Source organism: Shewanella sp. MEBiC00475 (assembly GCF_005234075.1).
Lineage (GTDB): Bacteria > Pseudomonadota > Gammaproteobacteria > Enterobacterales > Shewanellaceae > Shewanella > Shewanella polaris.
Genome location: NZ_CP039928.1, coordinates 306670 through 330914, shown reverse-complemented (window position 1 = coordinate 330914; position 24245 = coordinate 306670). Strand labels below are relative to the sequence as shown.

The 24245-nt window shown below is 39.2% G+C and carries 22 protein-coding genes; 18 read left to right on the top strand and 4 right to left on the bottom strand.

Annotated features, from left to right (window positions below; translation table 11 throughout):
• Positions 1–23 precede the first annotated feature (23 nt).
• Together FCN25_RS01450 and suhB are read right to left on the bottom strand one after the other, a co-directional pair.
• Complete coding sequence (locus FCN25_RS01450) at positions 24–428, bottom strand: phosphate-starvation-inducible protein PsiE (RefSeq protein ID WP_137221308.1); 405 nt, start codon at positions 426–428, stop codon at positions 24–26.
• A 300-nt stretch (positions 429–728) separates the two neighbouring features.
• A complete protein-coding gene (gene suhB, locus FCN25_RS01445; protein WP_137221306.1) occupies positions 729–1532 on the bottom strand; it encodes an inositol-1-monophosphatase in 804 nt (267 codons plus the stop codon).
• 150 nt (positions 1533–1682) lie between these two features.
• Between suhB and trmJ the strand changes: the two genes are divergently transcribed.
• From trmJ to FCN25_RS01380, 13 genes are all read left to right on the top strand, one after another.
• Positions 1683–2399, top strand: coding sequence for a tRNA (cytosine(32)/uridine(32)-2'-O)-methyltransferase TrmJ (gene trmJ, locus FCN25_RS01440; RefSeq protein WP_137221304.1), 717 nt, complete (start codon positions 1683–1685; stop codon positions 2397–2399).
• A gap of 21 nt (positions 2400–2420) precedes the next feature.
• Positions 2421–3242, top strand: coding sequence for a serine O-acetyltransferase (cysE, locus tag FCN25_RS01435; RefSeq protein WP_137221302.1), 822 nt, complete (start codon positions 2421–2423; stop codon positions 3240–3242).
• A gap of 232 nt (positions 3243–3474) precedes the next feature.
• On the top strand, positions 3475–3936 hold the full coding sequence (gene iscR, locus FCN25_RS01430) for a Fe-S cluster assembly transcriptional regulator IscR (RefSeq protein WP_137221300.1): 462 nt from the start codon (positions 3475–3477) through the stop codon (positions 3934–3936).
• A gap of 82 nt (positions 3937–4018) precedes the next feature.
• A complete protein-coding gene (locus tag FCN25_RS01425) occupies positions 4019–5233 on the top strand; it encodes an IscS subfamily cysteine desulfurase (RefSeq protein ID WP_137221298.1) in 1215 nt (404 codons plus the stop codon).
• Between the two features lie 72 nt (positions 5234–5305).
• The gene (gene iscU / locus FCN25_RS01420; RefSeq protein ID WP_137221296.1) at positions 5306–5689 is read left to right on the top strand and encodes a Fe-S cluster assembly scaffold IscU; all 384 of its coding nucleotides are present in this window, start codon (positions 5306–5308) and stop codon (positions 5687–5689) included.
• Positions 5690–5703: 14 nt separating this feature from the next.
• A complete protein-coding gene (iscA, locus tag FCN25_RS01415) occupies positions 5704–6027 on the top strand; it encodes an iron-sulfur cluster assembly protein IscA (RefSeq protein ID WP_137221294.1) in 324 nt (107 codons plus the stop codon).
• A gap of 55 nt (positions 6028–6082) precedes the next feature.
• Positions 6083–6607, top strand: a complete 525-nt coding sequence (hscB, locus tag FCN25_RS01410) for a co-chaperone HscB (RefSeq protein ID WP_137221292.1) — start codon at positions 6083–6085, stop codon at positions 6605–6607.
• Between the two features lie 68 nt (positions 6608–6675).
• Positions 6676–8535 (top strand): Fe-S protein assembly chaperone HscA, encoded by a 1860-nt coding sequence (gene hscA, locus FCN25_RS01405; protein ID WP_137221290.1) that lies wholly within the window; start codon positions 6676–6678, stop codon positions 8533–8535.
• 8 nt (positions 8536–8543) lie between these two features.
• Positions 8544–8879, top strand: coding sequence for an ISC system 2Fe-2S type ferredoxin (gene fdx, locus FCN25_RS01400; RefSeq protein ID WP_137221288.1), 336 nt, complete (start codon positions 8544–8546; stop codon positions 8877–8879).
• 170 nt (positions 8880–9049) lie between these two features.
• The gene (rimK, locus tag FCN25_RS01395; protein ID WP_137221286.1) at positions 9050–9946 is read left to right on the top strand and encodes a 30S ribosomal protein S6--L-glutamate ligase; all 897 of its coding nucleotides are present in this window, start codon (positions 9050–9052) and stop codon (positions 9944–9946) included.
• Positions 9947–10120: 174 nt separating this feature from the next.
• A complete protein-coding gene (ndk, locus tag FCN25_RS01390; RefSeq protein WP_137221284.1) occupies positions 10121–10552 on the top strand; it encodes a nucleoside-diphosphate kinase in 432 nt (143 codons plus the stop codon).
• A gap of 1130 nt (positions 10553–11682) precedes the next feature.
• Positions 11683–14202, top strand: a complete 2520-nt coding sequence (locus tag FCN25_RS01385; protein WP_137221282.1) for a TonB-dependent siderophore receptor — start codon at positions 11683–11685, stop codon at positions 14200–14202.
• A 1518-nt stretch (positions 14203–15720) separates the two neighbouring features.
• On the top strand, positions 15721–18360 hold the full coding sequence (locus FCN25_RS01380) for a TonB-dependent receptor (protein WP_175405811.1): 2640 nt from the start codon (positions 15721–15723) through the stop codon (positions 18358–18360).
• A 207-nt stretch (positions 18361–18567) separates the two neighbouring features.
• On the opposite strand, the gene FCN25_RS01375 is transcribed toward FCN25_RS01380, so the two are convergent.
• Both FCN25_RS01375 and dusC read right to left on the bottom strand, forming a co-directional pair.
• Positions 18568–18939, bottom strand: coding sequence for a TraR/DksA C4-type zinc finger protein (locus tag FCN25_RS01375; RefSeq protein WP_254693706.1), 372 nt, complete (start codon positions 18937–18939; stop codon positions 18568–18570).
• Positions 18940–19315: 376 nt separating this feature from the next.
• Positions 19316–20266 carry a tRNA dihydrouridine(16) synthase DusC gene (dusC, locus tag FCN25_RS01370; protein WP_137221280.1) on the bottom strand — a complete coding sequence of 317 codons (951 nt, stop codon included), beginning with the start codon at positions 20264–20266 and terminating at the stop codon, positions 19316–19318.
• 327 nt (positions 20267–20593) lie between these two features.
• On the opposite strand from dusC, the gene FCN25_RS01365 reads away from it, so the two are divergent.
• From FCN25_RS01365 to apt, 5 genes are all read left to right on the top strand, one after another.
• Positions 20594–21016 (top strand): hypothetical protein, encoded by a 423-nt coding sequence (locus FCN25_RS01365; protein WP_137221278.1) that lies wholly within the window; start codon positions 20594–20596, stop codon positions 21014–21016.
• Between the two features lie 125 nt (positions 21017–21141).
• Complete coding sequence (locus tag FCN25_RS01360; protein ID WP_137221276.1) at positions 21142–21999, top strand: DUF692 domain-containing protein; 858 nt, start codon at positions 21142–21144, stop codon at positions 21997–21999.
• Entirely contained in the window at positions 21999–22760 is a 762-nt protein-coding gene (locus FCN25_RS01355; protein ID WP_137221274.1) for a DUF2063 domain-containing protein, read from the top strand. The genes FCN25_RS01360 and FCN25_RS01355 overlap by 1 nt, the downstream gene beginning before the upstream one ends.
• 362 nt (positions 22761–23122) lie before the next feature.
• Complete coding sequence (locus tag FCN25_RS01345; RefSeq protein ID WP_137221270.1) at positions 23123–23488, top strand: YbaN family protein; 366 nt, start codon at positions 23123–23125, stop codon at positions 23486–23488.
• Positions 23489–23621: 133 nt separating this feature from the next.
• Positions 23622–24173, top strand: a complete 552-nt coding sequence (apt, locus tag FCN25_RS01340) for an adenine phosphoribosyltransferase (RefSeq protein ID WP_137221268.1) — start codon at positions 23622–23624, stop codon at positions 24171–24173.
• Positions 24174–24245: the final 72 nt, after the last annotated feature.

The following is a 24245-nucleotide window of genomic DNA, read 5'->3' as shown; positions in this document are numbered from 1 at the left end:
ATGTTGAGTGGCAGTTAAGGTGATTAATTATCGTAGTCTTGGTTTTTAGGGTAAGGCATTTTCAATTGGCCCCAGCGGATCACTATAACAGTACTGGCGAGCACTATTGTTGAAAGTGAGATGGCTAAAATACGCCAATCTTCCATACCTTTCATGTCTAAAATCAAGTATCGAGCCAATGCAACAATCGCAATATAAAGTGGCATACGGATAGGTAATTTACCCGACTCAATATAATTGACGACCATGGCTAACACTTCAAGGTATATGAACAACAGGAGTAAATCTGCTAGTTCTACTGTGCGAATGTCAATCATATGAAAAATTTCTTCACCAATGGCAAATATTGTCGCAAGTGCAATAATAAATAATACTAAGTGTTCAATACTTTTTAAGGATTTTAGGCCTAAACCGCGTAATAATTGCATAGTCATCTTCATTTAAAAAATTAAAAAACCATTATTGATGACTTTTGGATGTTTTCCCAGTGTTCTGATTCGATTTTGCAAGATGTGTCATAGCTTATTTAGAGATTATGAATAGTAAAGCTTGGATATCACTGAAATTTCAGTAACAACTTGGGGGCATAATGTTGGAAAATATGAGAAGTATGGGGAGCTATTACAATATAAGGGTATAAAAAAATCGCTAAAGCATGCTTTAGCGATTTTTATCAATTGTGATAGTAATTGTTAACATTAACAATTACCTCAATGAGGATAAAACGACTAACGTTTTAGGGCTTCATTAAGCAAAGGGCGCATGGTCTTAACCAATTGAGTGGTCACTTTTGGACTACCAGCCACAATGTTTCCTGAAACCATATAGTTGTGTCCGCCCATAAAGTCGGTAACAGTGCCGCCAGCTTCACGACAAATTAAGTCGCCCGCAGCAATGTCCCATGGCTTAAGACCAATTTCAAAGAAACCATCTAAACGACCAGCAGCAACATAAGCTAAATCTAGAGCAGCTGAACCACCACGACGGATATCAGCACACAACGGAAATACTTCCGCTAGAATAGCCATGTAGGTTTCTGTGTGTTGACGTGCTTTGAATGGAAAACCAGTACCAATCATAGTGCTGGTTAAATCATTGACGTTGGTTACACGCATGCGGAAATCATTCAGCTTAGCGCCTTTACCACGAACCGCTGAAAATAACTCTTCACGGACAGGATCGTAAATAACGGCAACTTCAATTTTGCCTTTATATTGAAGTGCGATAGATACTGCAAAATGAGGTATGCCACGAACGAAGTTGTTGGTGCCATCCAAAGGATCTACTATCCAAATGTAATCTTTATTATCGCCACGGTTTTCACCGTTTTCCTCACCAATGATGGTGTGGTCTGGATACGATTTACGAATTTGGTAAGTAATAGTTGCTTCTGCTTCCTTATCTACACTAGTCACAAAATCATTAATACCTTTACTGCTTACCTCAACACGGTCAAGTTCAGTATAGGCGCGCATAATAGTTTGGCCCGCAGCGCGTGCAGCGCGCGTGGCAATAGTCAGCATCGGATGCATTGCAATCCCCTGGATGTTAAAGAACGAGTAAAATAGCGCCCGCATTATACTTTATTTGAGGGTTATATCAAATGCAGATTTTCATATAACGTAATTTTTAATGATTGTGTTAACATGCGGATAATATTTTTAGTTAAAAGAAAGTGCTACATGCTCAGTAATATTCGTGTTGTTTTAGTTGGTACCTCGCACCCTGGTAATATTGGCTCTACAGCAAGAGCAATGAAAACCATGGGATTATCTAATTTATATCTCGCTGAGCCAAGAACTGAGCCAGACGGACAATCGATAGCGCTTGCAGCAGGTGCGTCAGATATTCTTAAGAATCTAACTCGAGTTGACTCATTAGAAGAAGCCATTGCTGACTGTAGTTTAGTCATTGCAACCAGTGCACGCAGTCGTACATTAGATTGGCCTATGCTAGATCCCCGTGAAGCGGGTCAAAAATTGACTCAAGAAAGTTTAAACGGCCCTGTTGCCATCGTATTTGGACGTGAAAATCATGGTTTAAGCAATGAAGAGTTACAAAAGTGTACTTATCACGTGGCGATTCCTGCTAATCCTGAATACAGTTCGTTAAATCTTGCTCAAGCTGTACAGATTATTTGTTATGAAACCCGAGTTGCCCATTTAGCACAAACTGAAACTCCGGCTGAAACAGATGCATATCCATTGACTGATGAGCTAGAACGTTTCTTCATTCACCTAGAGTCTACTTTGTCTAAAACTGGTTTTGTGATTAAAAATCATCCAGGACAAGTTATGACTAAACTTCGTCGTTTGTATACTCGTGCACGTATTGAAGCACAAGAGATGAATATTCTTCGGGGTATTTTGACCTCCATTGATAAGAAAATGGATAAATAGATTAGTAGTAAGGAACACATAATGGCCGTTATCGCTAGGTTAAAAGAAGATATAGAATCAATTTATCATCGTGATCCTGCTGCAAACAGTACTATCGAGATATTGTTTAATTATCCTGGTATGCATGCTATTTGGATCCATCGTATAAGTCATAAACTTTGGCTCGCCAACTGGCGTTTTACTGCGCGGTGTTTATCGACATTTTCTCGTTGGTTAACTGGTGTTGAAATACATCCAGGCGCCACCATTGGTCGCCGTTTTTTCATTGACCATGGCATGGGTGTTGTTATCGGTGAAACCGCTGAAATAGGTGATGATTGTACGCTTTATCATAGCGTTACTTTAGGCGGTACTACCTGGCAGCCAGGTAAACGTCATCCAACTTTAGGTAATAATGTGGTCATTGGTGCTGGGGCTAAGATACTTGGGCCGATCACTATGCACGATGGCGCGCGCGTGGGATCAAATTCTGTCGTTGTTAAAGATGTTGCCAGTGATAATACCGTGGTAGGTATACCTGGACGAGTGGTGTCTTCGCCGACGAATCAATCAAAAGAGAAAACTGAGCGTCGCACTGAGATGGCTAAAAAATATGGCTTTGATGCATATGCCGTATCGCCAGATAATCCTGATCCAGTAGCAAATGCTATTGGTCAAATGCTGGACCATATGCATTTAATGGACTCAAAAGTACAAGAAGTGTGTAGTGCCATTCAATCTATGGGTGGCGAGGTGTGTACCAAAAAATTACCAGAGTTGAACGTTGATGCATTTGATGATGCTTCTAGAAAAGCTGCCACTATTCGTAAACAAGACATTAACAAGTTCGACCCTAGTATTTAGAAATAAATAAGTCATTGTAGATTCAAGTCAATAAATCGACCGATAATGCGATTAATTATCCTGTTGGCATTGAATTTTATGACATAAAAAGGTTAAATACCCTCTGCGAAAATATGGACCTTTTTGTTATAAGCAAGACCATAATACCCGAGTGTTTTAGTAGGATTAATACTTGACTAAATTACTAGGGTATGTTGAAATTACTGCATACTTTTTGGGAGCAGTACAAGTTATGAAACTTACATCAAAAGGTCGCTATGCAGTGACAGCTATGCTGGATGTTGCGATTCACTCAGCTACTGGTCCCGTGCCCTTAGCCGATATTTCTGAAAGACAAGGTATCTCTTTGTCTTATCTTGAACAACTCTTCGCAAAGTTACGTAAAAATGGTTTGGTGTCGAGTGTCCGCGGACCTGGTGGTGGTTATCGTTTAGGTTTAGATGCCGTCGATATCTCAGTTGGCATGGTCGTGCATGCTGTTGATGAATCTGTAGATGCCACTCGTTGTCAAGGACAAGGTAACTGCCAAAGTGGTACACGTTGCCTAACCCATTCTTTATGGGGCGATTTAAGTAAACAAATTTCTGATTTTTTAAACAGTATTTCGCTTGCAGGTTTAATGCAAAAACGAGACGTTCAATTTATCTCGCTAAAGCAAGACGAAATACAAAAGGAACATAGAGTGAGTTTGTAACTCAACTATGTTGATTGATATATAATAATTATTTGTACGTTGTATGTAGCCTCACCTGAGACTGCTAAGTACGGAGTGTGTTATGAAGCTTCCTATCTATTTAGATTATGCCGCAACAACCCCTGTAGATCCGCGTGTCGCAGAAAAAATGATGCAACACATGACAATGGACGGCGTGTTTGGTAATCCAGCATCGCGTTCACATCGTTATGGTTGGCAAGCTGAAGAGGCGGTTGATGTCGCCCGTAATCAAGTTGCCGATTTAATTAATGCTGATCACCGTGAAATAGTTTTTACCTCAGGCGCTACAGAATCAAGTAACCTTGCTATTAAAGGTATTGCTCATTTTTACAGTAAAAAGGGCAAACACATCATCACCAGCAAAACTGAGCATAAGGCAACGTTAGACACTTGCCGTCAGTTAGAGCGCGAAGGTTATGAAGTGACTTATCTGGTACCCGATGCTAACGGCCTTATTCCAATGGAACGTTTAGAAGCAGCAATGCGCGACGACACCATTTTGGTCAGTATTATGCACGTTAACAACGAAATAGGTGTGATTCAAGATATCGATGCGATTGGTGAATTATGCCGCTCAAAAGGTATCTTCTTCCATATGGATGCTGCACAAAGTGCAGGTAAAATACCGATTGATGTACAAACCACTAAAGTAGATTTGATTTCGATTTCTGGCCATAAAATGTATGGACCAAAAGGCATCGGCGCGTTATATGTTCGTCGTAAGCCACGTATTCGTCTTGAATCGCAAATGCACGGTGGCGGACACGAACGCGGTATGCGCAGTGGCACATTAGCAACCCATCAAATTGTTGGGTTAGGCGAAGCTGCTGCTATTGCTAAACAAGATATGGCTGTAGACGGTGCACGTATTACTCGTTTACGCGATAAATTGTGGAATGGCATTAAACATATCGAAGAAACCTATATTAACGGTGATATGGAACATCGCTACAGCGGCATCTTTAACGTAAGTTTCAACTTTGTTGAAGGCGAGTCGTTAATGATGGCCTTAAAAGACTTAGCCGTTTCTTCAGGTTCAGCCTGTACTTCAGCAAGTTTAGAGCCAAGCTACGTATTACGTGCATTGGGTTTAAATGATGAAATGGCACATAGCTCAATTCGTTTCTCTTTAGGTCGTTTTACTACCGATGAAGAAATTGACCACGCTATCGTAACGATAACTGAATCTATCGATAAGTTGCGCGAAATGTCTCCATTATGGGAGATGTTCAAAGATGGTATCGACTTGAACGAAGTTCAATGGGCACATCACTAATTCGATTGAGTTGAATTAAGTGTAATACCATTAATCGTAAACGGACAACGACACAGAATTTGGAGCAGTATCATGGCTTATAGCGAAAAAGTAATCGATCATTATGAAAACCCACGTAACGTAGGTTCATTTGATAAAAACGATCCATCAGTAGTAACTGGTATGGTTGGTGCACCCGCTTGTGGTGACGTAATGAAGTTGCAACTTAAAATTAATGCTGATGGCATTATTGAAGATGCAAAATTCAAAACTTATGGTTGTGGCAGTGCAATTGCATCTAGCTCATTAGTTACTGAGTGGGTTAAAGGCAAAAGTGTTGATGAAGCCGCGACCATTAAAAATGCTGACATCGCTGAAGAATTAGCATTACCACCGGTTAAAATTCATTGTTCAATTTTGGCTGAAGATGCCATTAAAGCAGCAATTGAAGAGTATAAAAGTAAACAAGCTAAGTAATACCTGGAGTTAAGATGGCAATTTCAATGACCCCTGCAGCGGCTGATCGAGTAAGATCGTTTCTTGCTAATCGCGGGAAAGGCCTTGGCTTGCGCCTAGGATTGAGAACATCAGGTTGTTCAGGTATGGCATATGTCATTGAGTTCGTTGACGAACTCAATGACGATGATGAAGTTTATAATATCGATGGTATGAATATCATCATTGATGCTAAAAGCTTAATTTATTTGCAAGGTATTGAACTTGATTTTGTCAAAGAAGGCCTTAATGAAGGTTTTCAGTTCAATAATCCAAACGCAAAGGGTGAATGTGGTTGCGGTGAGAGTTTCACCGTTTAACTATTATTTATCTGTTAAGCCGTTTTATATCAAACAGTAAGCATGATGTCTGCCCATGAATTATTTCAATCTGTTTAATGTTGTACCTGCCTTTGATATCGACACCGCCTTACTTGCAGAGCGCTATCGCGAACTGCAACGGGCGGTACATCCCGATAAATTCGCTAATGATACCGAACAACAAAAGTTGTTATCAGTTCAGCGTACTGCACAAGTTAATGATGGCTATCAAACGTTAAAAAATCCCTTACGTCGTGCTGAACATATGTTGAGCTTACGTGGTATTGAATTAAGCCACGAAACCACCACATTAAAAGATGGTGCATTTTTGATGCAGCAAATGGAGTGGCGTGAAGCGCTGGAAGACATACAACAAAGTAGCGATCCGCAAGCATCCATTGATGAATTGTATGAATCATTTGCTGAATTTGAGTCGGTATTATTTGCTAAATTAGCGGCTCTATTGGCAAGTGAAGATGTTGCTGATGCATTATTAGCGGCAGATCAAATTCGTAAGTTGAAGTTTATGGCAAAATTGCAAGATGAGTTGGCGCGAATAGAAGACCGCTTTCTTGACTAAATAGACCTAAAATTTAACCTTATTTATGATTAGTTCAGCTAATCGATAACACAACAAGTTGGAACATTATGGCACTGTTGCAAATTGCAGAACCTGGCCAAAGCGCCGCACCGCACCAGCATCGTCTTGCGGTAGGGATTGATCTTGGTACCACCAACTCACTTGTTGCCGCTGTAAGAAGTGCGCAAGCGTTGACTTTACCTGATGGACAAGGTCGTCATTCGTTGCCTTCTGTGGTGCATTATGGCGATAGCGGAGTGCTTGTTGGCTATGAAGCTCAAGAAATATCTGCTTTAGATCCACAAAATACTATCGTATCTGTTAAGCGTTTTATGGGGCGTAGCCTGACTGATATTCAGTCTGGTGTACATCGGTTACCCTACGCATTAAATGCGAGTGAAAATGGCTTACCCATATTCTCTACTCCTATGGGGCCGGTTAATCCCATACAAGTGTCTGCCGAAATTTTAAAACCCTTGATAGCGCGTGCAGAAACGACTTTAGGTGGTCAGTTAGAAGGTGTGGTGATTACCGTGCCAGCCTATTTTGATGATGCACAACGTCAAGGCACTAAAGATGCCGCTGAATTGTTGGGCGTTAAGGTATTACGTTTACTGAACGAACCTACCGCCGCTGCAATTGCTTATGGATTAGATTCAAAGCAAGAAGGTGTGATTGCCATTTATGATTTAGGCGGTGGCACATTTGATATCTCGGTTCTGCGTTTAAATCGTGGCGTGTTTGAAGTGTTAGCCACTGGCGGCGATTCTGCACTAGGTGGTGATGATTTCGATCATCTGCTTGTTAGCCATTTACAAACAGTGTGGGGCATTACCGAGCCTAACAATCAACTGGCTCGACAATTACTGATTGAAGCTCGTCGAGTTAAGGAAGCATTAACCAATAATGACAATATTGAAGCATCAGTTGTTATAGGCGAAAAAATCTTAACGTGTACTGTTGATAAGAGCTTATTTAATCAGTTAATTGGCGCATTAGTTAAAAAAACCATTGGCAGCTGTCGCCGCACATTACGCGACGCCGGTGTCAGTATAGATGAAGTCATTGAAACCGTGATGGTGGGTGGTTCAACTAGAGTGCCTTTAGTGCGTGAACAAGTTGAAGCCTTCTTCAAGAAAACACCGCTGACCTCAATTGATCCTGATCGAGTTGTTGCTATTGGTGCCGCTATTCAAGCTGATATTTTGGTGGGTAATAAACCTGAGTCAGATTTACTGCTGCTCGACGTAATTCCGTTATCACTTGGCGTTGAGACAATGGGCGGTTTGGTGGAAAAAGTCGTCACTCGAAATACCACTATTCCGGTAGCTCGAGCACAAGAATTCACGACGTTTAAAGATGGCCAAACTGCAATGGCATTTCACGTGGTGCAAGGTGAGCGCGAACTTGTTGAAGATTGTCGTTCATTGGCTCGTTTTACCTTACACGGTATTCCGCCACTTGCTGCAGGTGCTGCACATATTCGGGTGACGTTCCAAGTTGATGCTGATGGTTTGTTAAGTGTCACCGCCATGGAGAAATCCACCAAGGTGAAAACGACCATTCAAGTTAAGCCTTCATTTGGTTTGTCTGACACTGAAATTGCCACCATGCTAAAAGATTCGATGAAGTATGCTAAAGAAGACATTACTCGTCGTATGTTGGCTGAGCAAAAAGTTGAAGCTGCACGGGTGATAGAATCGCTTAATGCGGCTTTAGCTAAAGATTCTGATTTACTCGATAAGCAAGAGCGTGAACAATTAATGGTGGCGATTGGACATCTTGATGCCGTTGCACAACAAGATGATGTAGATGCCATTGAGAAAGCGATTGCAAGTCTAGATGATAAAACCCAAGATTTTGCGTCACGACGCATGGATAATTCTATTAGAGCGGCGCTAAAAGGGCAGTCGGTCGATAACATATAGGTGAAATAATGCCACAGTTAGTATTTTTACCCCATAAAGAGCTTTGTCCTGATGGCGCAGTTCTTGAGGCCGAAGTTGGCGAAACTATTTTAGACGTTGCACTGCGCAATGGAATCAATATTGAGCACGCGTGTGAAAAGTCATGTGCTTGTACCACGTGTCACGTTGTTGTACGTGAAGGCTTCAATAAGCTGGAAGAAAGTGATGAGCTAGAAGACGACATGCTTGATAAAGCGTGGGGCCTAGAGCCAGAAAGTCGTTTATCGTGCCAAGCCAAAGTGGTTGATTGTGATTTGGTTATCGATATTCCTAAATACACAGTCAATATGGTCAGCGAAGGCTAGTCTTTGTTGATTTATTAATGTCTCAATCACTCACTTCTAACGAGTAATTGATCACAAAAAAAGAGTCAATCTGATCAGATTAACTCTTTTTTTATTTGTGTTCATTCCAGTTATTGATTTAAAAAAAACTCAGAGTATGATGCCGGAAAATTACAATTTTGGAGCACTCTGTGCGCATCGCAATACTGTCTCAAGGCCCGCAATTATATTCTACTCGACGTTTAGTTGAGGCAGCCGTTGCCCGAGGACATGAAGTCAAGGTTATCAACCCACTAAAGTGTTATATGAATATCAATATGACCAAACCGAGTATTCATATGGCGGGTAAAAACTTAGGCCATTTTGATGCGGTGATCCCGCGAATTGGTGCCTCTGTGACTTTTTATGGTTCAGCTGTACTACGCCAATTTGAAATGATGGGTGTATATGCGGTTAATGGTTCAATTGGGATTGCGCGTTCACGAGACAAGTTACGTTCAATGCAACTTTTGTCACGACAAGGCATTGGTTTACCGATTACTGGTTTTGCCAACAAACCCAGTGATATTCCTGATTTGATTGATATGGTCGGCGGCGCGCCATTAGTGGTTAAATTGTTAGAAGGTACTCAAGGTATAGGCGTGGTATTAGCTGAAACTCGAAAAGCGGCAGAGAGCGTGCTTGAAGCCTTTATGGGCTTAAAAGCCAATATTATGGTGCAAGAGTATATTGCAGAAGCGCAAGGTGCGGATATTCGTTGTTTTGTGCTAGGGGATAAAGTAATTGCTGCGATGAAGCGCCAAGCTAAACCCGGTGAATTTCGCTCTAACTTACACCGTGGTGGTAGCGCAACGCTTGTTAAACTATCTCCAGAGGAGCGTTCAGTCGCGCTTCGTGCGGCAAAAACAATGGGATTAAATATCGCTGGGGTTGATTTATTACGATCTAACCATGGTCCAGTTGTGATGGAAGTAAACTCATCCCCTGGTTTAGAAGGCATTGAAAAAGCCACTCAGAAGGATGTGGCCGACGCCATTATATGCTTCATGGAAAAGAATATAGATAAGGCTGTTAAGTCGAGACCTTAGGCAATAAGCTCTATCTTCAATCACATAAAGCATAAATTACGCCATATTAATAAATGTGACGCAATTAAATGATGAAATATACTGACGAGTGCGGATAAGGCTAGGAATATACACTTAAATTACGTATAATCCGCGCGAATTTTTTAAAACTTGCTCACATTAAGGAAGCTAGTTATGACCATCGAACGCACATTTTCTATTATCAAGCCAGATGCAGTTGCTAAAAACCACATTGGCGCTATCTACAACCGTTTTGAAACCGCTGGTCTTAAGATCATCGCGTCTAAAATGGTACACCTGTCTAAAGAGCAAGCTGAAGGTTTCTACGCTGAACATAGCGCACGTCCTTTCTTTGGTGCTTTAGTTTCTTTCATGACGTCTGGTCCAGTAATGGTTCAAGTGTTAGAAGGCGAAAACGCTGTTTTAGCTAATCGTGAAATCATGGGCGCAACTAACCCTGCTGAAGCTGCTCGTGGCACTTTACGTGCTGACTATGCTGCAAGCATCGACGAAAATGCAGTTCACGGTTCTGATGCAGTTGAATCAGCAGCACGTGAAATAGCTTACTTCTTCAGCGCTGACGAAGTGTGCCCACGCACTCGTTAATTATTGCTGTAAGTTGATAAAAAAGGAGCCTCGGCTCCTTTTTTTGTGCTTCTTTGTTCGGTGTTCCTCTTTCTTAACCAGTTTATTACCATGTTATACCAATTCCACTAATTATCTGGTCATTCAGCGGGAATTCTGTGCCTTCTAGGCAAGTAATAGGATTGTAGGCATAGTTGCTCTCGGCAACTGCTCCTGCGTTGCTCTACCTCCTGCATCCATGCCGTCGTACGTCAAAATGCTATTAAGCAGCATAGAAGGCACAGAAACCCGCCTTGCAGGAGACGCTCAGACAGTTCATTTCTTTGTTGCATTGCTTTAAAAGATAACCATTGTTTCAACAATGCGCCTCAAATTGAACAGTCTGAGCGACTCTGATTGGTCACATAATTAATGGAAATGGTATTAGTTTAAAAAAATAACTATAATCTGTTCAAACTATTACTACCTTGAATGTATAGAGTAAACATTAGCTATCTGATACTCGTTATGAGGTTATGTTTCTATCGTCAATTAGTTAACTTTTCTAATTCTCACCAATGCCACCTCTGTAGTATAAAAAATAAACAAATAAATTGGGTTTTATAGATGTATCAGCTTTCATTAACAAGGTTTAAGAAACCATTTTGAATGGTCTTTTATAGTAAAAATAAAATTGAATATTTTAATAAATAGATAATCAAAAAAATTGTGATGTTATTCGGTATGTTTTTAAAAATAATATTAAATATTTTTTAATATTATAATTTTATTAAATGTGAAATTTATGAGTAATTGTTTTAATTTGTGAGTCTATTTAATATTATGTTCTATTTATGACTTACTTTTGTATTTAATTATTAACACATTTGATTTGTATATGTTTTATATTTGTCTAATATTGTGTTTTTGAAAGTAAAGTTAAATAAAGAACCGTCATGAAAGTGCTATATGATTGATTTTTATGTGTATATTGTTAGTCAAATTAATTATCTCTATTTGGGGGGATGTGGTGTTGTTCACTTGTTGCCCTTATTGACTAAAGGTTTTTTTATCATTAATAATGTTTCCCAATAATTAGCGTTCAGCAATTATTTATAATTAAAAATATAACGACTTGTTTTATTTCATTTCAAGTTATAGGGAGTTTATTCATGAGTTCAATAACATTAACGGCTAAGGCTGTTCGTCGCAGTTTATTAGCTGTAGCAGCAACAAGTGTTGTGACAACAGGCTTATTTTCTTCATTGGCATTTGCAGCAGATGAACAGAAAGTAGAAAGAATCCAAGTCACCGGTTCTCGTATTCAACGTCAAGATATGGAAACCGCTTCTCCAGTAACCATCATTTCTGCTGAAGCCATTCGCGCTGAAGGTTTCACCTCAGTTGACCAACTACTTCAAGCTCAAACGTCAATGGCTGGTGCCGCTCTAGGTTCAAGTTCCAATAATGGATCTGATGGTGTTGCGCAAGTTGATTTACGTGGTATGGGTTCACAACGTACGTTAGTGTTGTTAAATGGGCGTCGTATGGTTAACTCTGGTTCAGGTGCTGATAGCTCCGTTGATTTGAACTCTATTCCTGTTGCGATGATCTCTCGTGTTGAAATCTTAAAAGATGGTGCATCAGCGGTATATGGTTCTGATGCAATTGCTGGCGTCGTTAACATCATTACTAAGAAAGATTTTGATGGTTTTCAATTAGATCTTAATGGTAGTACCAGCAGCGAAAACGACGGTGAAACTGGCGAAATCAGCGGTTTATACGGTTTTAACACTGATGGAGGTAATTACACATTTGGTGCCGCATATTCCAAACGTGAAAGTGTTATTCAATCAGACCGCAGTTGGACTGAACCAGGTTATAGTTCTTTTATACCTACAGGTTCTTTAGATGACATGGTTCAAAATGATGCCGGTGAGTGGGTTGATCGTACAACTGGATACGATTACACCACTAGCAGTTATTATCAAACACCTAATGAACGCTATAGTTTGTTTGCTAACATGGTTCAAGAGTTGGATAACAATTTAGTGTTAACTGCAGATGCACTTTACACTAAACGTAAATCTAACCAACAACTCGCGCCACAACCAGCATCTGTAATGTTAGATGTGTGTGACTCCGATACTGACGGTTCTTGTGTAACACTTAACGATGCAATGACCGATGGTGGCATTGCTGCTGATGATACTGGCCGTGTTGAATACCGTCGTCGTATCAGCGATGCAGGACCTCGAATCTATTCTCAAGATACCGACACATACCGTATATCAGCAGGTCTCGCAGGTGAACTTGATATCAATACTGGAATGAATTGGGATGTCACTTATACCTACGGTAAAAACAAGGCCGATTCGAGTGTTGATAATTCAATCAATGCAACCCTTTTGTCAGAATCAGTTTATGCAAATCAAGATGCATGGTTCAGCGGTGATTCATTAACGGATTCGATTGTTAATGACATTAGTTATACCGATAATTCAAATGGCGGCAATGAATTGAATGTTGTTTCTGCTGGTTTAAATGGTGAATTATTTGACGTAAGTGCAGGTGCAGTCGCCTTTGCAATTGGTGCAGAATACCGTTATGAAAGTGGTTATTATAATCCAGATGAAGTGACTATCGCTGGTGACAGTACTGCAGCACAACAAGATGCAACGAGCGGTAATTACGATGTATTTTCTGTGTTTGAAGAGGTTAGTGTTCCTTTTACTGAAAAATTAACCGGTGAATTTGCTCTTCGTTATGATGATTACTCTACATTTGGTAAAGCGTCCACTTGGAAAGTGGGTTTAACATATGCAGCAACTGATGATTTAATGCTTCGCGCTGTTGCTGCAACCGGTTTCCGTGCGCCTAGCATCAGTGAGCTATTCGGTGGGGATTCAGGTTCTTACGATTATTTGACCGATCCATGGGGCAATGAACAAGATTCTCAAATTCTAGTGCGTTATACCTCTGATGAAGACTTAGAAGCTGAAGAGTCAGACTCTTATACTGCAGGTTTAGTCTACTCCCCAAGTTATGTTGATGGTTTATCACTAACGGTTGATTATTGGCGTTTTAAAGTGAAAAATGCGATCACGTATTTAGACGTCCAAGCCGGACTTGATGCATGTTATGCCGATGCTTCTGACTCTGCATGTGAAACTTTCAACATTGGTTCTAATGGTGATTTATCTGACTTAACGAGCACGTTAACGAACGTAGGTAGTCAAGACACTAGCGGTATAGACTTTAATTTAGCCTATCACTTTGCTGCTTTATCATTGGACTGGAAAATTAATAATGATACCACTTACTTATTAAACTTCGAGCAGGAAGGTATCGATTACACCAATATGATCGATGGTAACTTTGGCGCTTACGCTGAAGTTCGCAACAACTTTAATATCCAAGCTGGTCAAGATAGCTGGAATGTTATTTACTCCAACCGTTATATTGGTCAAATGGAAGATTTGGGTACTGGTGATGACGTTGATGCCATTCTTTACCATAACTTAGCAGGTACTTATTATGTCACTGACATGATTACCTTAAGTGCTGGTGTGAAAAATATCACTGATGAAGAGCCATCAAGTGTATCTAACGGAAGTGATGGCGGAACTGTACCAGAAGTGTATGACACTATTGGTCGTCAGTACTACGGTGGTGTAACAGTTAAGTTTTAACATTCATCCTATCTTAAACAGGTGAATGTTAGATAGTTCGTTTGTATTACCTATAGTAAAAAGGTTTTAGAAATATTTAACATTACGGCAGCTCGTCATTGTCATAATCGGTCACAGCTATTGTTGTGACCGATTTTTTGTATGAGTTCAATTCTGAAAGTGTTGGCGATTATTTAGAGGTAATCGTGTTAACTGATTTCTATTTGAAGAAAAAAATTAGATAACATAATCTAACAATGGCCTCCTTATACATTCAAATATCCCAGCAAGTATTACCAATAGAACAGCTAATTTGAGCTGATTAATTTCGAAGTAGGGTAATCTACATTGTTATTTTTATCATTGAGATAGATATGTCTTTTAAAGATGACACGCATATGCTCAAGATAGTTGTCGCTAGATTATTTTATGTGAAAAAACATACTTTCTCTGCTAACAGAACGACTTACTTGTTGACAAACTCGAAACGACTATCTTGAAAAACACCGTTTAAACAAACGAAGGATAAATGAACGATTAATACACAAAACTCATTATCCCATGAGAATACTCATAAAATAGCAAAGTATCGAATTACTCTAAGGAAGATAATTTGTGTTTGGTTAATGGGCATTCCTTCTTCATCAAGCTTATATCAAATAAATGTCATGATTTAAATTTATGTGCATCCTACTTGCGATTCATTACATTTAACGCCTAGAAATTATAGTTGGAATGATAATTATTTCGATACGGGCTATTTCACACAATAAATAAAAATGTGATTGATAGCTAAAACTCTTATTTCCATATTACAGTTTATTAATCCAAATACAGCTTGAGATATACGATTTTTACATTGTCATATAATTGGCTGTATAGAAAAATTACTTTTTATTAACAATTAACATTGTAGTTCTTATTGTTAATAATTCTGAAATTTTGATGTAAATCTCAATTTTAAATCTTCTGGTATTACATTAAAAAGCAACTGTATTAGTTGTTATTTAGTATAAGCAAGGTATTTACAATAGTGGGTTGTATATTCAATTGTGAATAAAAATTGTTAATTAAGTCCTGTAGAGTCGATTATTGAATAAATAATCAGTAATTTCGAATCATCATTGTGAGGTTTTTAGAGACAATTAATAAAAAAAATTAAAAAATATAATATTAATTGGTGATCATATTTAAGCTTGATTGTTTTATATTTGTTGCGTAGATCTCTTTGATGTCTATCATTGTTAACCAAAATGTTTAATTTCGGTGTTTTATTTGTTTTTTTTAATCTTGGTTAGTGCCTATATATTAACAGTTTAGTATCTTTATTTTATTAAGTATCTGATTTTTAGTTTTATTTTGTAAGTCAAATTAATCTTTAAACCTGTTGTTGTATTTGATGTTGTTCACATGTTACTCATATTGACTAAAGATTTTTTATTAGTTAATAATGTCGCTTGTTAATTGGATTAACCAGTTATCAATATAAAAATTATAATTACTTGTATTTAATTTATATAAGTTATAGGGAGATCTTCCATGAGTTCAGTAACATTAACGGCTAAGGCTATTCGTCGTAGTTTAATAGCAGTAGCAACAACAAGTGTTGTGACAACAGGTTTATTCGCATCAACAGTTGTTTCAGCAGAAGAACAAGTTCAGAAAGTAGAAAGAATAGAAGTAACGGGTTCACGTATTAAGCGTGCCGATATGGAAACCGCTAGTCCTGTAAGTGTAATTGATGCTTCAGCAATTCTTTCTTCTGGCGCGACTTCTATCGATGATATTTTACAGCAAATGACCTCTACTGGCGGCGCGATGACTAACGCAGCCGTAAACAATGGTTCCGGTGGTGATTCAAATATCAACCTTCGTGGTTTAGGCAGTAACCGTACACTCGTATTAGTCAACGGTCGCCGTATGATTGCATCTGGTACAGGTGCTGCATCAACAGTCGATTTGAATACCATTCCAGTATCAATGATCCAACGTGTTGAAATATTAAAAGACGGTGCTTCTGCTGTTTATGGTACAGATGCCATTGCTGGTGTGGTTAACATTATTTTAAAACGTGATTTTGATGGTTTTGAAATGAATGTTCAAACGGGTATGAGTGGGCAAGGTGACGCAGACGAGACAAGTCTTGATTTCACTATGGGTAACACGTTTGACAAAGGTAACGTTGTTATTAATGCCCAGTATACAAATCGTGGTGATGCAAGCCAAGCAGACCGTGACTTTTCTGACTGTCCTATCTCTGAAACGGGTGAAGCTGGCAGCATAGAATTATATTGTGGTGGTAGCTCGTATAGTCAAGGTGGGCATATTTGGGGTGAAACTGCAGAAGTAAGTGGTCGTGGTGGTGAGTATCATGAGTATACTGACGAAGATAAATATAACTATTCTTCAGACAGTTATTTATCAACACCAATGGAACGTATTAACTTAAGTTTTGCCGGTTCATATGAGTTGTCAGACAATATGACATTCTTCTCTGAAGCAATGTATTCTAAACGTTGGTCTCAACAGCAAATGGCACCACAACCTATTTGGAATCAATCAACATGGACATATCAGCCAGAGTCAGCTGGTGGATTTATGACTGATGATTTACTTCCATGGATTGCTGCTGGTGAATCAGTGGATTATGGACGTCGTATGGTTGAGACTGGTACCCGTGATTTTAGTCAAACTGTTGATACTGTTCGTGTTGTCCTTGGTTTAGAAGGTGAGTTTGACAACGGTTGGACTTGGGATGCTTCATATAACAAAGGTAAAAACGATTCTGTTGATACCCTTGCAAACCTACATAACTTAGGTTCAATTGATGATGCAGTATTAGAGGGCACTTTTGATCCATTTCTACAATCTTCTTGGGAAGGTGATAGCATTGCTCCTTACGTTTACACTGAAGTTAATAGTGGTGGTAGTGAACTAGACATTTTTGCTGCAACACTTTCTGGTGATATTGTTGATTTACCGGCTGGTGTATTAGGTTTTGCTGCTGGTATTGAGCACCGTGAAGAGTCTGCTCATTACACTCCAGATTCATTAACAGCACAAGGTCTTGCTAATGACCCACGTGTTGAAGCTACATCTGGTAGTTTTCAAGTTGATGAAGTATACGCAGAATTAGCAATTCCATTATTAAGTGATTTACCATTTGCACAACAAGTTGATTTGAGCGCTGCAATGCGTTATTTCGATTACAATACCTTTGGTGATGATACAACATGGAAATTGGGCTTAACATGGCGCATGACTGACGACCTAATGTTCCGTGGTGGTCGTTCTACAGCATTCCGAGCGCCAACAGTTAATGAATTATTCGGTGGTGCCTCTCCATCGTTCGATCAAATTGTTCATCCTGCAAGTGAGCAAACTCAAGCTGAAGTGACAGTTGGTGGTAATGAGTTGTTAACACCTGAAGAAGCTGATATTACAACACTTGGATTGGTTTACTCTCCTAGTTTTGTAGAGGGTTTATCGTTAACACTTGATTACTATAAAATTGATATTTCTAACACTATTACCGCGGTTGATTCTAATTATGTGGCAAATCAGTGTTTAGATGAAAACGGTCTTAAAATCAACACTGATACTGCATTGTGTCAAGCCTCAAATATTGAAATTGATGCTACCGGACGTATCAGTTTTGATAACGGTTTACAAAATATTGGTGCAACTAATACCGCTGGTTATGATATCAATATAGCGTATGTATTTGATGCTGCAGGGCTTAGCTGGAAAGCAAACTTAGATACTTCAATCTTAGATAAGTATGAAGAGTTTGATCAAGACGGCAATGTCACTGATTATCGTGGCTATATAACGGGTGGGGCTGGGGCTTTTGCTAAAATCAAAACAAACCTTGACCTAACGGCCAGTGGTGATGATTGGAGTGCTACCTACGAAATTCGTTATATTGATGGCATGGATTCATTAGCTTGTAAGGATGATCCTTCTTCATGTTATGCACCTTCAGTCGGCAGTGTTACTTATCATGACCTTTCTGGTTCTTATGATGTAACCGAAACTGTTCGTCTATCTGGTGGTGTTAACAATATCTTTGATAAAGAACCTCCTTACTATACTGGTAATAATGATTCAAATACCGATCCTTATACTTATGATGTATTAGGTCGTTATTTCTTTGTTCGTGCAAGTGTGAAGTTCTAATCTAACATTTGTTGTTAATAAAAAAGCCGGCTAATTAATTAGCCGGCTTTTTTTATCGATGTGTCCCGTACTGAGATAAGTTGACACATTGGAGACTTATCTCAGGACTAGACAATTAAATGAATTTACTTCTGAGTAATAAAAATTGAATAAAATATGAGTTGAATAAATTAGCAGTTGGGTGAGTAGTATTATGATGAAATCTCGCTAGTGATTTAAACGTAACTCATGTCTATGTTCACTAAGGAATTTTTGTTCACATTGAGCACAACGTTGCTCGGTGGGATCGGCGATTAAGCGTGACGGTTCTATGTCCATCTCACAATCGGAACAAATGCCATAGAGACCGAGTTCAAGTTGACAATAAGCCGCTTCGAGCCGCATTAGCTTAGAGAAAGTATCGGTATTGGATAGTTTGATTTGTGACAAGTAGTCAATAACGTTCCCTAGAGGCGTTTGCATAGAGATATGAGCAACATCAGTGGCTTGTAATGGCTTCTTGATAAGTTGCATTAATTCACATCTCAAAATACGTTCGAGTTGTTCAAGTTCATGCAATGTGTCTTGAGTATTGTGCAACTGAGATAACCTTCAACTGTCTAAACCAATGTATAAATTCTATTCTAGGCACAAAAAAGTCAGACGTTATGATGAAGATCAATTCTCAATAAGATTTCTGCGATAAAAAGATAAATAATAATTTATGGTTTATTCAACCCTGACAAGGTTAACCATGTTAATTTCATTTTAGTTAGACCTTATTTCAGCTAAAAGTTTAGTTTAGCATTGTGTTCTAACCATCCTGACACAGGGGGAGATTGAGTATTTCTAAGCTAAAAAAACAAATGAAACTGTTGCTGTGTATGGCTAGCATTAATCACAGCGCAGCAAAAAGTTGATGGTTTATTTTATATCAGCCTTAATCGAATTCTAAGGCTGTTACGTTAACAGAATATTAGCCTTCGTTTATTGTTCGGTGGGCGTGCTGTATTACTTTAACTATCTCTTCAGTGGTTTTAAATACTCTTAACTCTCTAAATAATGTATCTGCTTCTGGATATTGGCGGTTCAAGTAACTAAACCACTGTTTAATCCGTGAGGGGTAATAGTCAGACTTACGTCCATTCAGTTCTTTGTCGGTGTAGTCGATTAGTAAGCTTAGGGTTTGTTGCCAACTGAATGGGGTTGCTCCTGTTTTAATGGTATCCCCTAAATTAGGTAGCGATATGGCGCCGCGACCAATCATCACACTGTCACAACCGGTAATATCGATACAACGCTGTGCATCAGCCACATTCCAGATCTCTCCATTAGCAATAACAGGGATCGGTAATCGTTGTCTCACTTCAGTAATGTACTCCCAATAAGCCGGTGGTTTGTAACCGTCGGTTTTACTGCGCGCATGGATCGCAAGTTCAGTTGCACCAGCTTCGTACACTGCTAAGGCATTTTCCATAAATAATGACTTATCTTCGTAGCCTAAACGGATTTTTGCGGTAACAGGGTGTTCAGATGGCACGGCATCGCGCATGGCTTTGACGATATTGTAAATATTATCTGGATACTGCAGTAATACGGCGCCGCCTTTGCTTTTATTGACGGTTTTGGCTGGACAGCCAAAGTTTGCATCAACGCCATTTGAACCTAGCTCTACAGCTCTTACGGCATTTTGTGCCATCCATTCAGGTTCTTGGCCTAATAACTGTACTCGTACTGGAGTTCCAGATGCGGTTAAGCCTTGATGATGTAACTCAGGACATAATTTGTAGAATACTTTGTCTGGTATGAGTTGATTGACTACCCTGATAAATTCAGTCACAACCAGGTCAAATGGGTTGATGGCAGATAATATTTCACGCATATGGTCATCAACCACACCTTCCATTGGAGCTAAAATAACGCGCACAGTACACCTTGTTGAAGTCAAAAGTGCGCCATTTTAGCGTGTTTATTATCTGATATCAGTACTAAATGACAATGCGAGTTATTTTGTTGATTAACTAAACAAATTATTAATAATAATCATATCGATAGCACTTATGTTGTAATTGTGTTAAATATATGTGGCGTCAGTTTTGGGGCTTATCTAGCAAGTATTTATGTTAAATAAATAGATTTTTTTCACATTTTTTAAATTTATTTGCAATAAAATTTACTTATTGCGGGTCTCTTTAACCAAGCCGGCAATGATGTTGGTCACCATACACAATCAAGATATAGGAAGATAATTATTATGAATTCAATCAAACAAACTACTTTAGCGGTTGCATTAGGTTCTGTTGTAATGACTGCTGGTTTTTCTGCTCAAGTAGAAGCTAACCCATTTGGTTTTCAACAATTAACTTCTGGTTATCAAGTTGATGGCGGAGAAGGTAAGTGCGGAGAAGGTAAATGTGGTGGCGACAAAGCCAAAGAAAAAGCTGTTGAAGGTAAATGTGGCGAAGGCAAGTGCGGCGGCGACATGAAAAAGTCTGCTGAAAAAGCGGCTGAAGGTAAGTGTGGCGAAGGCAAGTGCGGCGGCGACATGAAAAAGTCTGCTGAAAAAGCGGTTGAAGGTAAGTGCGGTGAAGGCAAATGCGGCGGCGACATGAAAAAGTCTGCAGAGAAAGTTAAAGAAGGCAAGTGTGGTGAAGGTAAATGTGGCGGCAATAAATAATTGGCTGCATCTATTAGATAATGCCTAGGCTTATCTGACACAATTAAGGCCTGAGATTCAGGCCTTAATTTTATCTGCCTTTTAGCTAATTTTTAGCATTACTGATTAATTCAAGGATATACATTATGACGACAAATCATGTTCATGGCTTAGCCAATGTTGGATTAGGGCTTCGGCGTGAAATGCTCGATGAATTTTGTCAGCAGGTGCCATCTGCCATTGAATTTTTCGAAGTTGCACCTGAAAATTGGATGACATTAGGCGGTAAGTTTGGCCGTCAATTTAAGCAATTAACTGACCAACATACTTTTTTCTGCCATGGGCTTTCGTTATCCATTGGCAGTCCAGAGACGCTTGATACTCAATTTGTACAAAACGTAAAACGCTTTTTGGATGAGCACAATATTGATGTTTATTCAGAGCATTTAAGTTATTGTTCGGGCATTGGTCATATGTATGATTTGATGCCGATCCCATTTACTGACGATGCCGTTATCCATACTGCTAAGCGGATAAAGCAAGTTGAAGATATACTTGAGCGACCATTTATTTTAGAGAATGTGTCATTTTATGCAGCGCCAGGTGCACAAATGACGGAACAAGAATTTGTCAATGCCGTGCTGCAAGAGGCCAACTGCAAATTATTGCTTGATGTAAATAACATTTACGTTAATTCAGTTAACCATCAATACGATGCCAAAGCTTTCTTAGCCGCTATGCCCACCAAACGAATCGCTTATTTGCATATTGCAGGGCACTATGAAGAAGAGGTTGACTTAATGGTCGATACTCACGGTGCGGATATTATCGATCCAGTATGGGATTTATTGCAGCAGTGTTATCAATTACATGGGGTGCATCCGACATTGCTTGAGCGTGATTTTAATATTCCTAAAACTGAAATACTCCTTAATGAGATTAATCAAATTCATCAATATCAACAAAATGCTCTAGCATCGCAGTCTGTATTGAGGAAAGCATAATGGGTTTCATTGAAGTACAACAACAATTCATGGACTACATCCGTGATCCTAGTTTGCCATTACCCGAGGGTATTGAGCCTAGACGCATGAAAATCTATCGCGAATTGTTTTTTAATAATATTGCAGGCTTTGTATCGAGTGCATTTCCTGTACTGAAAAGTTTGTATCAAGACGAACAGTGGCAGGCCTTAGTACAACAATTTTTTGTAACACATGATTGTAAGACACCAATATTTGTTGAAATTGCAGGTGAGTTTTTAGCATTTTTACAACACGAATATCAAGTAACTGAACATGATCCAGTTTTCATGTTGCAGTTAGCACATTATGAATGGTTAGAATTGTGTGTGGCAGTCGCGCCAGATACGCCAACGTCTCAGATAATTCATATTGATGATCTAAATAACCATCAGCTATGCCTAGCGGCTTGTGCCAAGGTGGCGCAATATGCCTTTGATGTTCAGCATATTAGTGTTGACTACCAACCTATAGAGCCGACAGCACAAGCGAACTTTTTTTGTGTCTATCGAGATATTGATGACGAAGTGGCGTTTTTACAACTCACACCGTTAAGTGCGCAAGTGTTGGCTTATATTGAACAAATGAGTGATTCACCACAAGGCGTAAAGCTAGATGCTATTATCGAATGGTTGACTGAACACTATCCGCAAATGTCCCGTGAGACGTTATTGGCTGGTTGTATACCTTTATTGCAGCAATTGGCCCAAAAGGGAATAGTGATCTCATCTGTCTTTGAATAATAGGCTTACTTAATTTATGGTTTTTATTTTGTGTAGATGTGACTAAAATAAGCCGCTTTTTGTGATCTGCTTCACATTGGGCTTGACCCATTTCTGTGTACAGTTGATACAGAGGAACGCAGGTATACCGTAGTCGCATAACCTTAACTAGGAATAATCATGAGTCAGCCGTTTAAAGACCCGTTCAACATTTTTTATCTTTTTGGTTTTATTTTGGTGTTATTAATTCCAACATTACCCGCGACGCTAGCATGGTTGAAATTTGCAGGGTTAATTTAACATTTATTTCAGGTTAACGTGCAAATATGACGTATGATGAAACCACTCAAACAGAGTGGTTTTTGTTTTATATAGGGTCCCACATGGCTGTAAAACGTGGTTTTTTTCTGATTATAGGGTTATGTAGCCTAGTATTAGGCTTAATTGGCATTGCTCTGCCTTTATTACCTACAGTGCCATTTATTTTATTGGCTGCGTTTTGCTTTGCCCGTTCAAATGATCGTCTTCATCAATGGTTAGTCAATCACCCATGGTTTGCCGAAGGGATTCATCAGTGGCAATCCAAACGTGCCCTAAGCCGAACTTTAAAACGCAAAGCCATGATAATGAGTAGCCTAAGTTTTGCTATCAGCATTGTGATAGTGCCAATTATATGGGTGAAGTTTATGTTGCTGTGCATGATGCTTATATTATTGTTTTTTTTGTGGCGGATCCCAGAGTTAGAATAATAATCGGCCAGTTAAAGTAAGCTAGTTGCAACTGAGATTAAACGGGCATAAGATCCCCCAGTATTTTTTATTAGAGTCCACCCATAACGTGGACTTTTTTATTGCGTAATCACTTTCAGACAGAGTTAACTACATTATGATGAACCAAGACAGTTTAGCGCTTATTAAACAGAGCATTAAAACCATTCCTGACTATCCAATCCCAGGCATCATGTTCCGTGACGTCACCAGCTTACTTGAAAATGCCGAAGCATATAAAGCGACTATTGCGATTCTAGTGGCTCATTATCAATCAAAAGGTTTCACCAAAGTGGTGGGTACTGAAGCGCGTGGTTTTTTATTTGGCGCACCACTCGCGTTAGAGTTAGGCGTTGGTTTTGTCCCTGTGCGTAAACCGGGTAAATTACCCCGTAAAACCATTAGCGAAACCTATGATTTAGAATACGGTAAAGATACTTTAGAAATTCATGTCGACGCGATAAATGCCAATGATAAAGTGCTCGTTATTGATGATTTATTAGCAACAGGTGGCACGATTGAAGCGACTGTAAAACTTATTCGTCAATTAGGCGGTGAAGTGAGTCATGCTGCATTTGTTATCTCATTACCAGAAATTGGTGGCGAGAAGCGCTTACAAAATTTGGGAATTGAAGTGTTAAGTTTATGCGAGTTTGAAGGCGAGTAATTAATGTAAAATAAACTGCTATTTTATTAAGCAGTTAACTATATTTTACGCTATCAAATGCTTGCTCAACAA

What these genes read in the sequence shown, in the direction of transcription:
- cysE (WP_137221302.1), top strand. Translation starts at nt 2,421, where the DNA reads ATGGCCGTTATCGCTAGGTTAAAAGAAGATATAGAATCAATTTATCAT.
- FCN25_RS01345 (WP_137221270.1), top strand. Translation starts at nt 23,123, where the DNA reads ATGGCTGTAAAACGTGGTTTTTTTCTGATTATAGGGTTATGTAGCCTA.
- FCN25_RS01450 (WP_137221308.1), bottom strand. Translation starts at nt 428, where the DNA reads ATGCAATTATTACGCGGTTTAGGCCTAAAATCCTTAAAAAGTATTGAA.
- iscR (WP_137221300.1), top strand. Translation starts at nt 3,475, where the DNA reads ATGAAACTTACATCAAAAGGTCGCTATGCAGTGACAGCTATGCTGGAT.
- hscB (WP_137221292.1), top strand. Translation starts at nt 6,083, where the DNA reads ATGAATTATTTCAATCTGTTTAATGTTGTACCTGCCTTTGATATCGAC.
- ndk (WP_137221284.1), top strand. Translation starts at nt 10,121, where the DNA reads ATGACCATCGAACGCACATTTTCTATTATCAAGCCAGATGCAGTTGCT.
- FCN25_RS01360 (WP_137221276.1), top strand. Translation starts at nt 21,142, where the DNA reads ATGACGACAAATCATGTTCATGGCTTAGCCAATGTTGGATTAGGGCTT.
- FCN25_RS01380 (WP_175405811.1), top strand. Translation starts at nt 15,721, where the DNA reads ATGAGTTCAGTAACATTAACGGCTAAGGCTATTCGTCGTAGTTTAATA.
- iscA (WP_137221294.1), top strand. Translation starts at nt 5,704, where the DNA reads ATGGCAATTTCAATGACCCCTGCAGCGGCTGATCGAGTAAGATCGTTT.
- FCN25_RS01365 (WP_137221278.1), top strand. Translation starts at nt 20,594, where the DNA reads ATGAATTCAATCAAACAAACTACTTTAGCGGTTGCATTAGGTTCTGTT.
- fdx (WP_137221288.1), top strand. Translation starts at nt 8,544, where the DNA reads ATGCCACAGTTAGTATTTTTACCCCATAAAGAGCTTTGTCCTGATGGC.
- hscA (WP_137221290.1), top strand. Translation starts at nt 6,676, where the DNA reads ATGGCACTGTTGCAAATTGCAGAACCTGGCCAAAGCGCCGCACCGCAC.
- FCN25_RS01355 (WP_137221274.1), top strand. Translation starts at nt 21,999, where the DNA reads ATGGGTTTCATTGAAGTACAACAACAATTCATGGACTACATCCGTGAT.
- trmJ (WP_137221304.1), top strand. Translation starts at nt 1,683, where the DNA reads ATGCTCAGTAATATTCGTGTTGTTTTAGTTGGTACCTCGCACCCTGGT.
- FCN25_RS01425 (WP_137221298.1), top strand. Translation starts at nt 4,019, where the DNA reads ATGAAGCTTCCTATCTATTTAGATTATGCCGCAACAACCCCTGTAGAT.
- suhB (WP_137221306.1), bottom strand. Translation starts at nt 1,532, where the DNA reads ATGCATCCGATGCTGACTATTGCCACGCGCGCTGCACGCGCTGCGGGC.
- iscU (WP_137221296.1), top strand. Translation starts at nt 5,306, where the DNA reads ATGGCTTATAGCGAAAAAGTAATCGATCATTATGAAAACCCACGTAAC.
- FCN25_RS01385 (WP_137221282.1), top strand. Translation starts at nt 11,683, where the DNA reads ATGAGTTCAATAACATTAACGGCTAAGGCTGTTCGTCGCAGTTTATTA.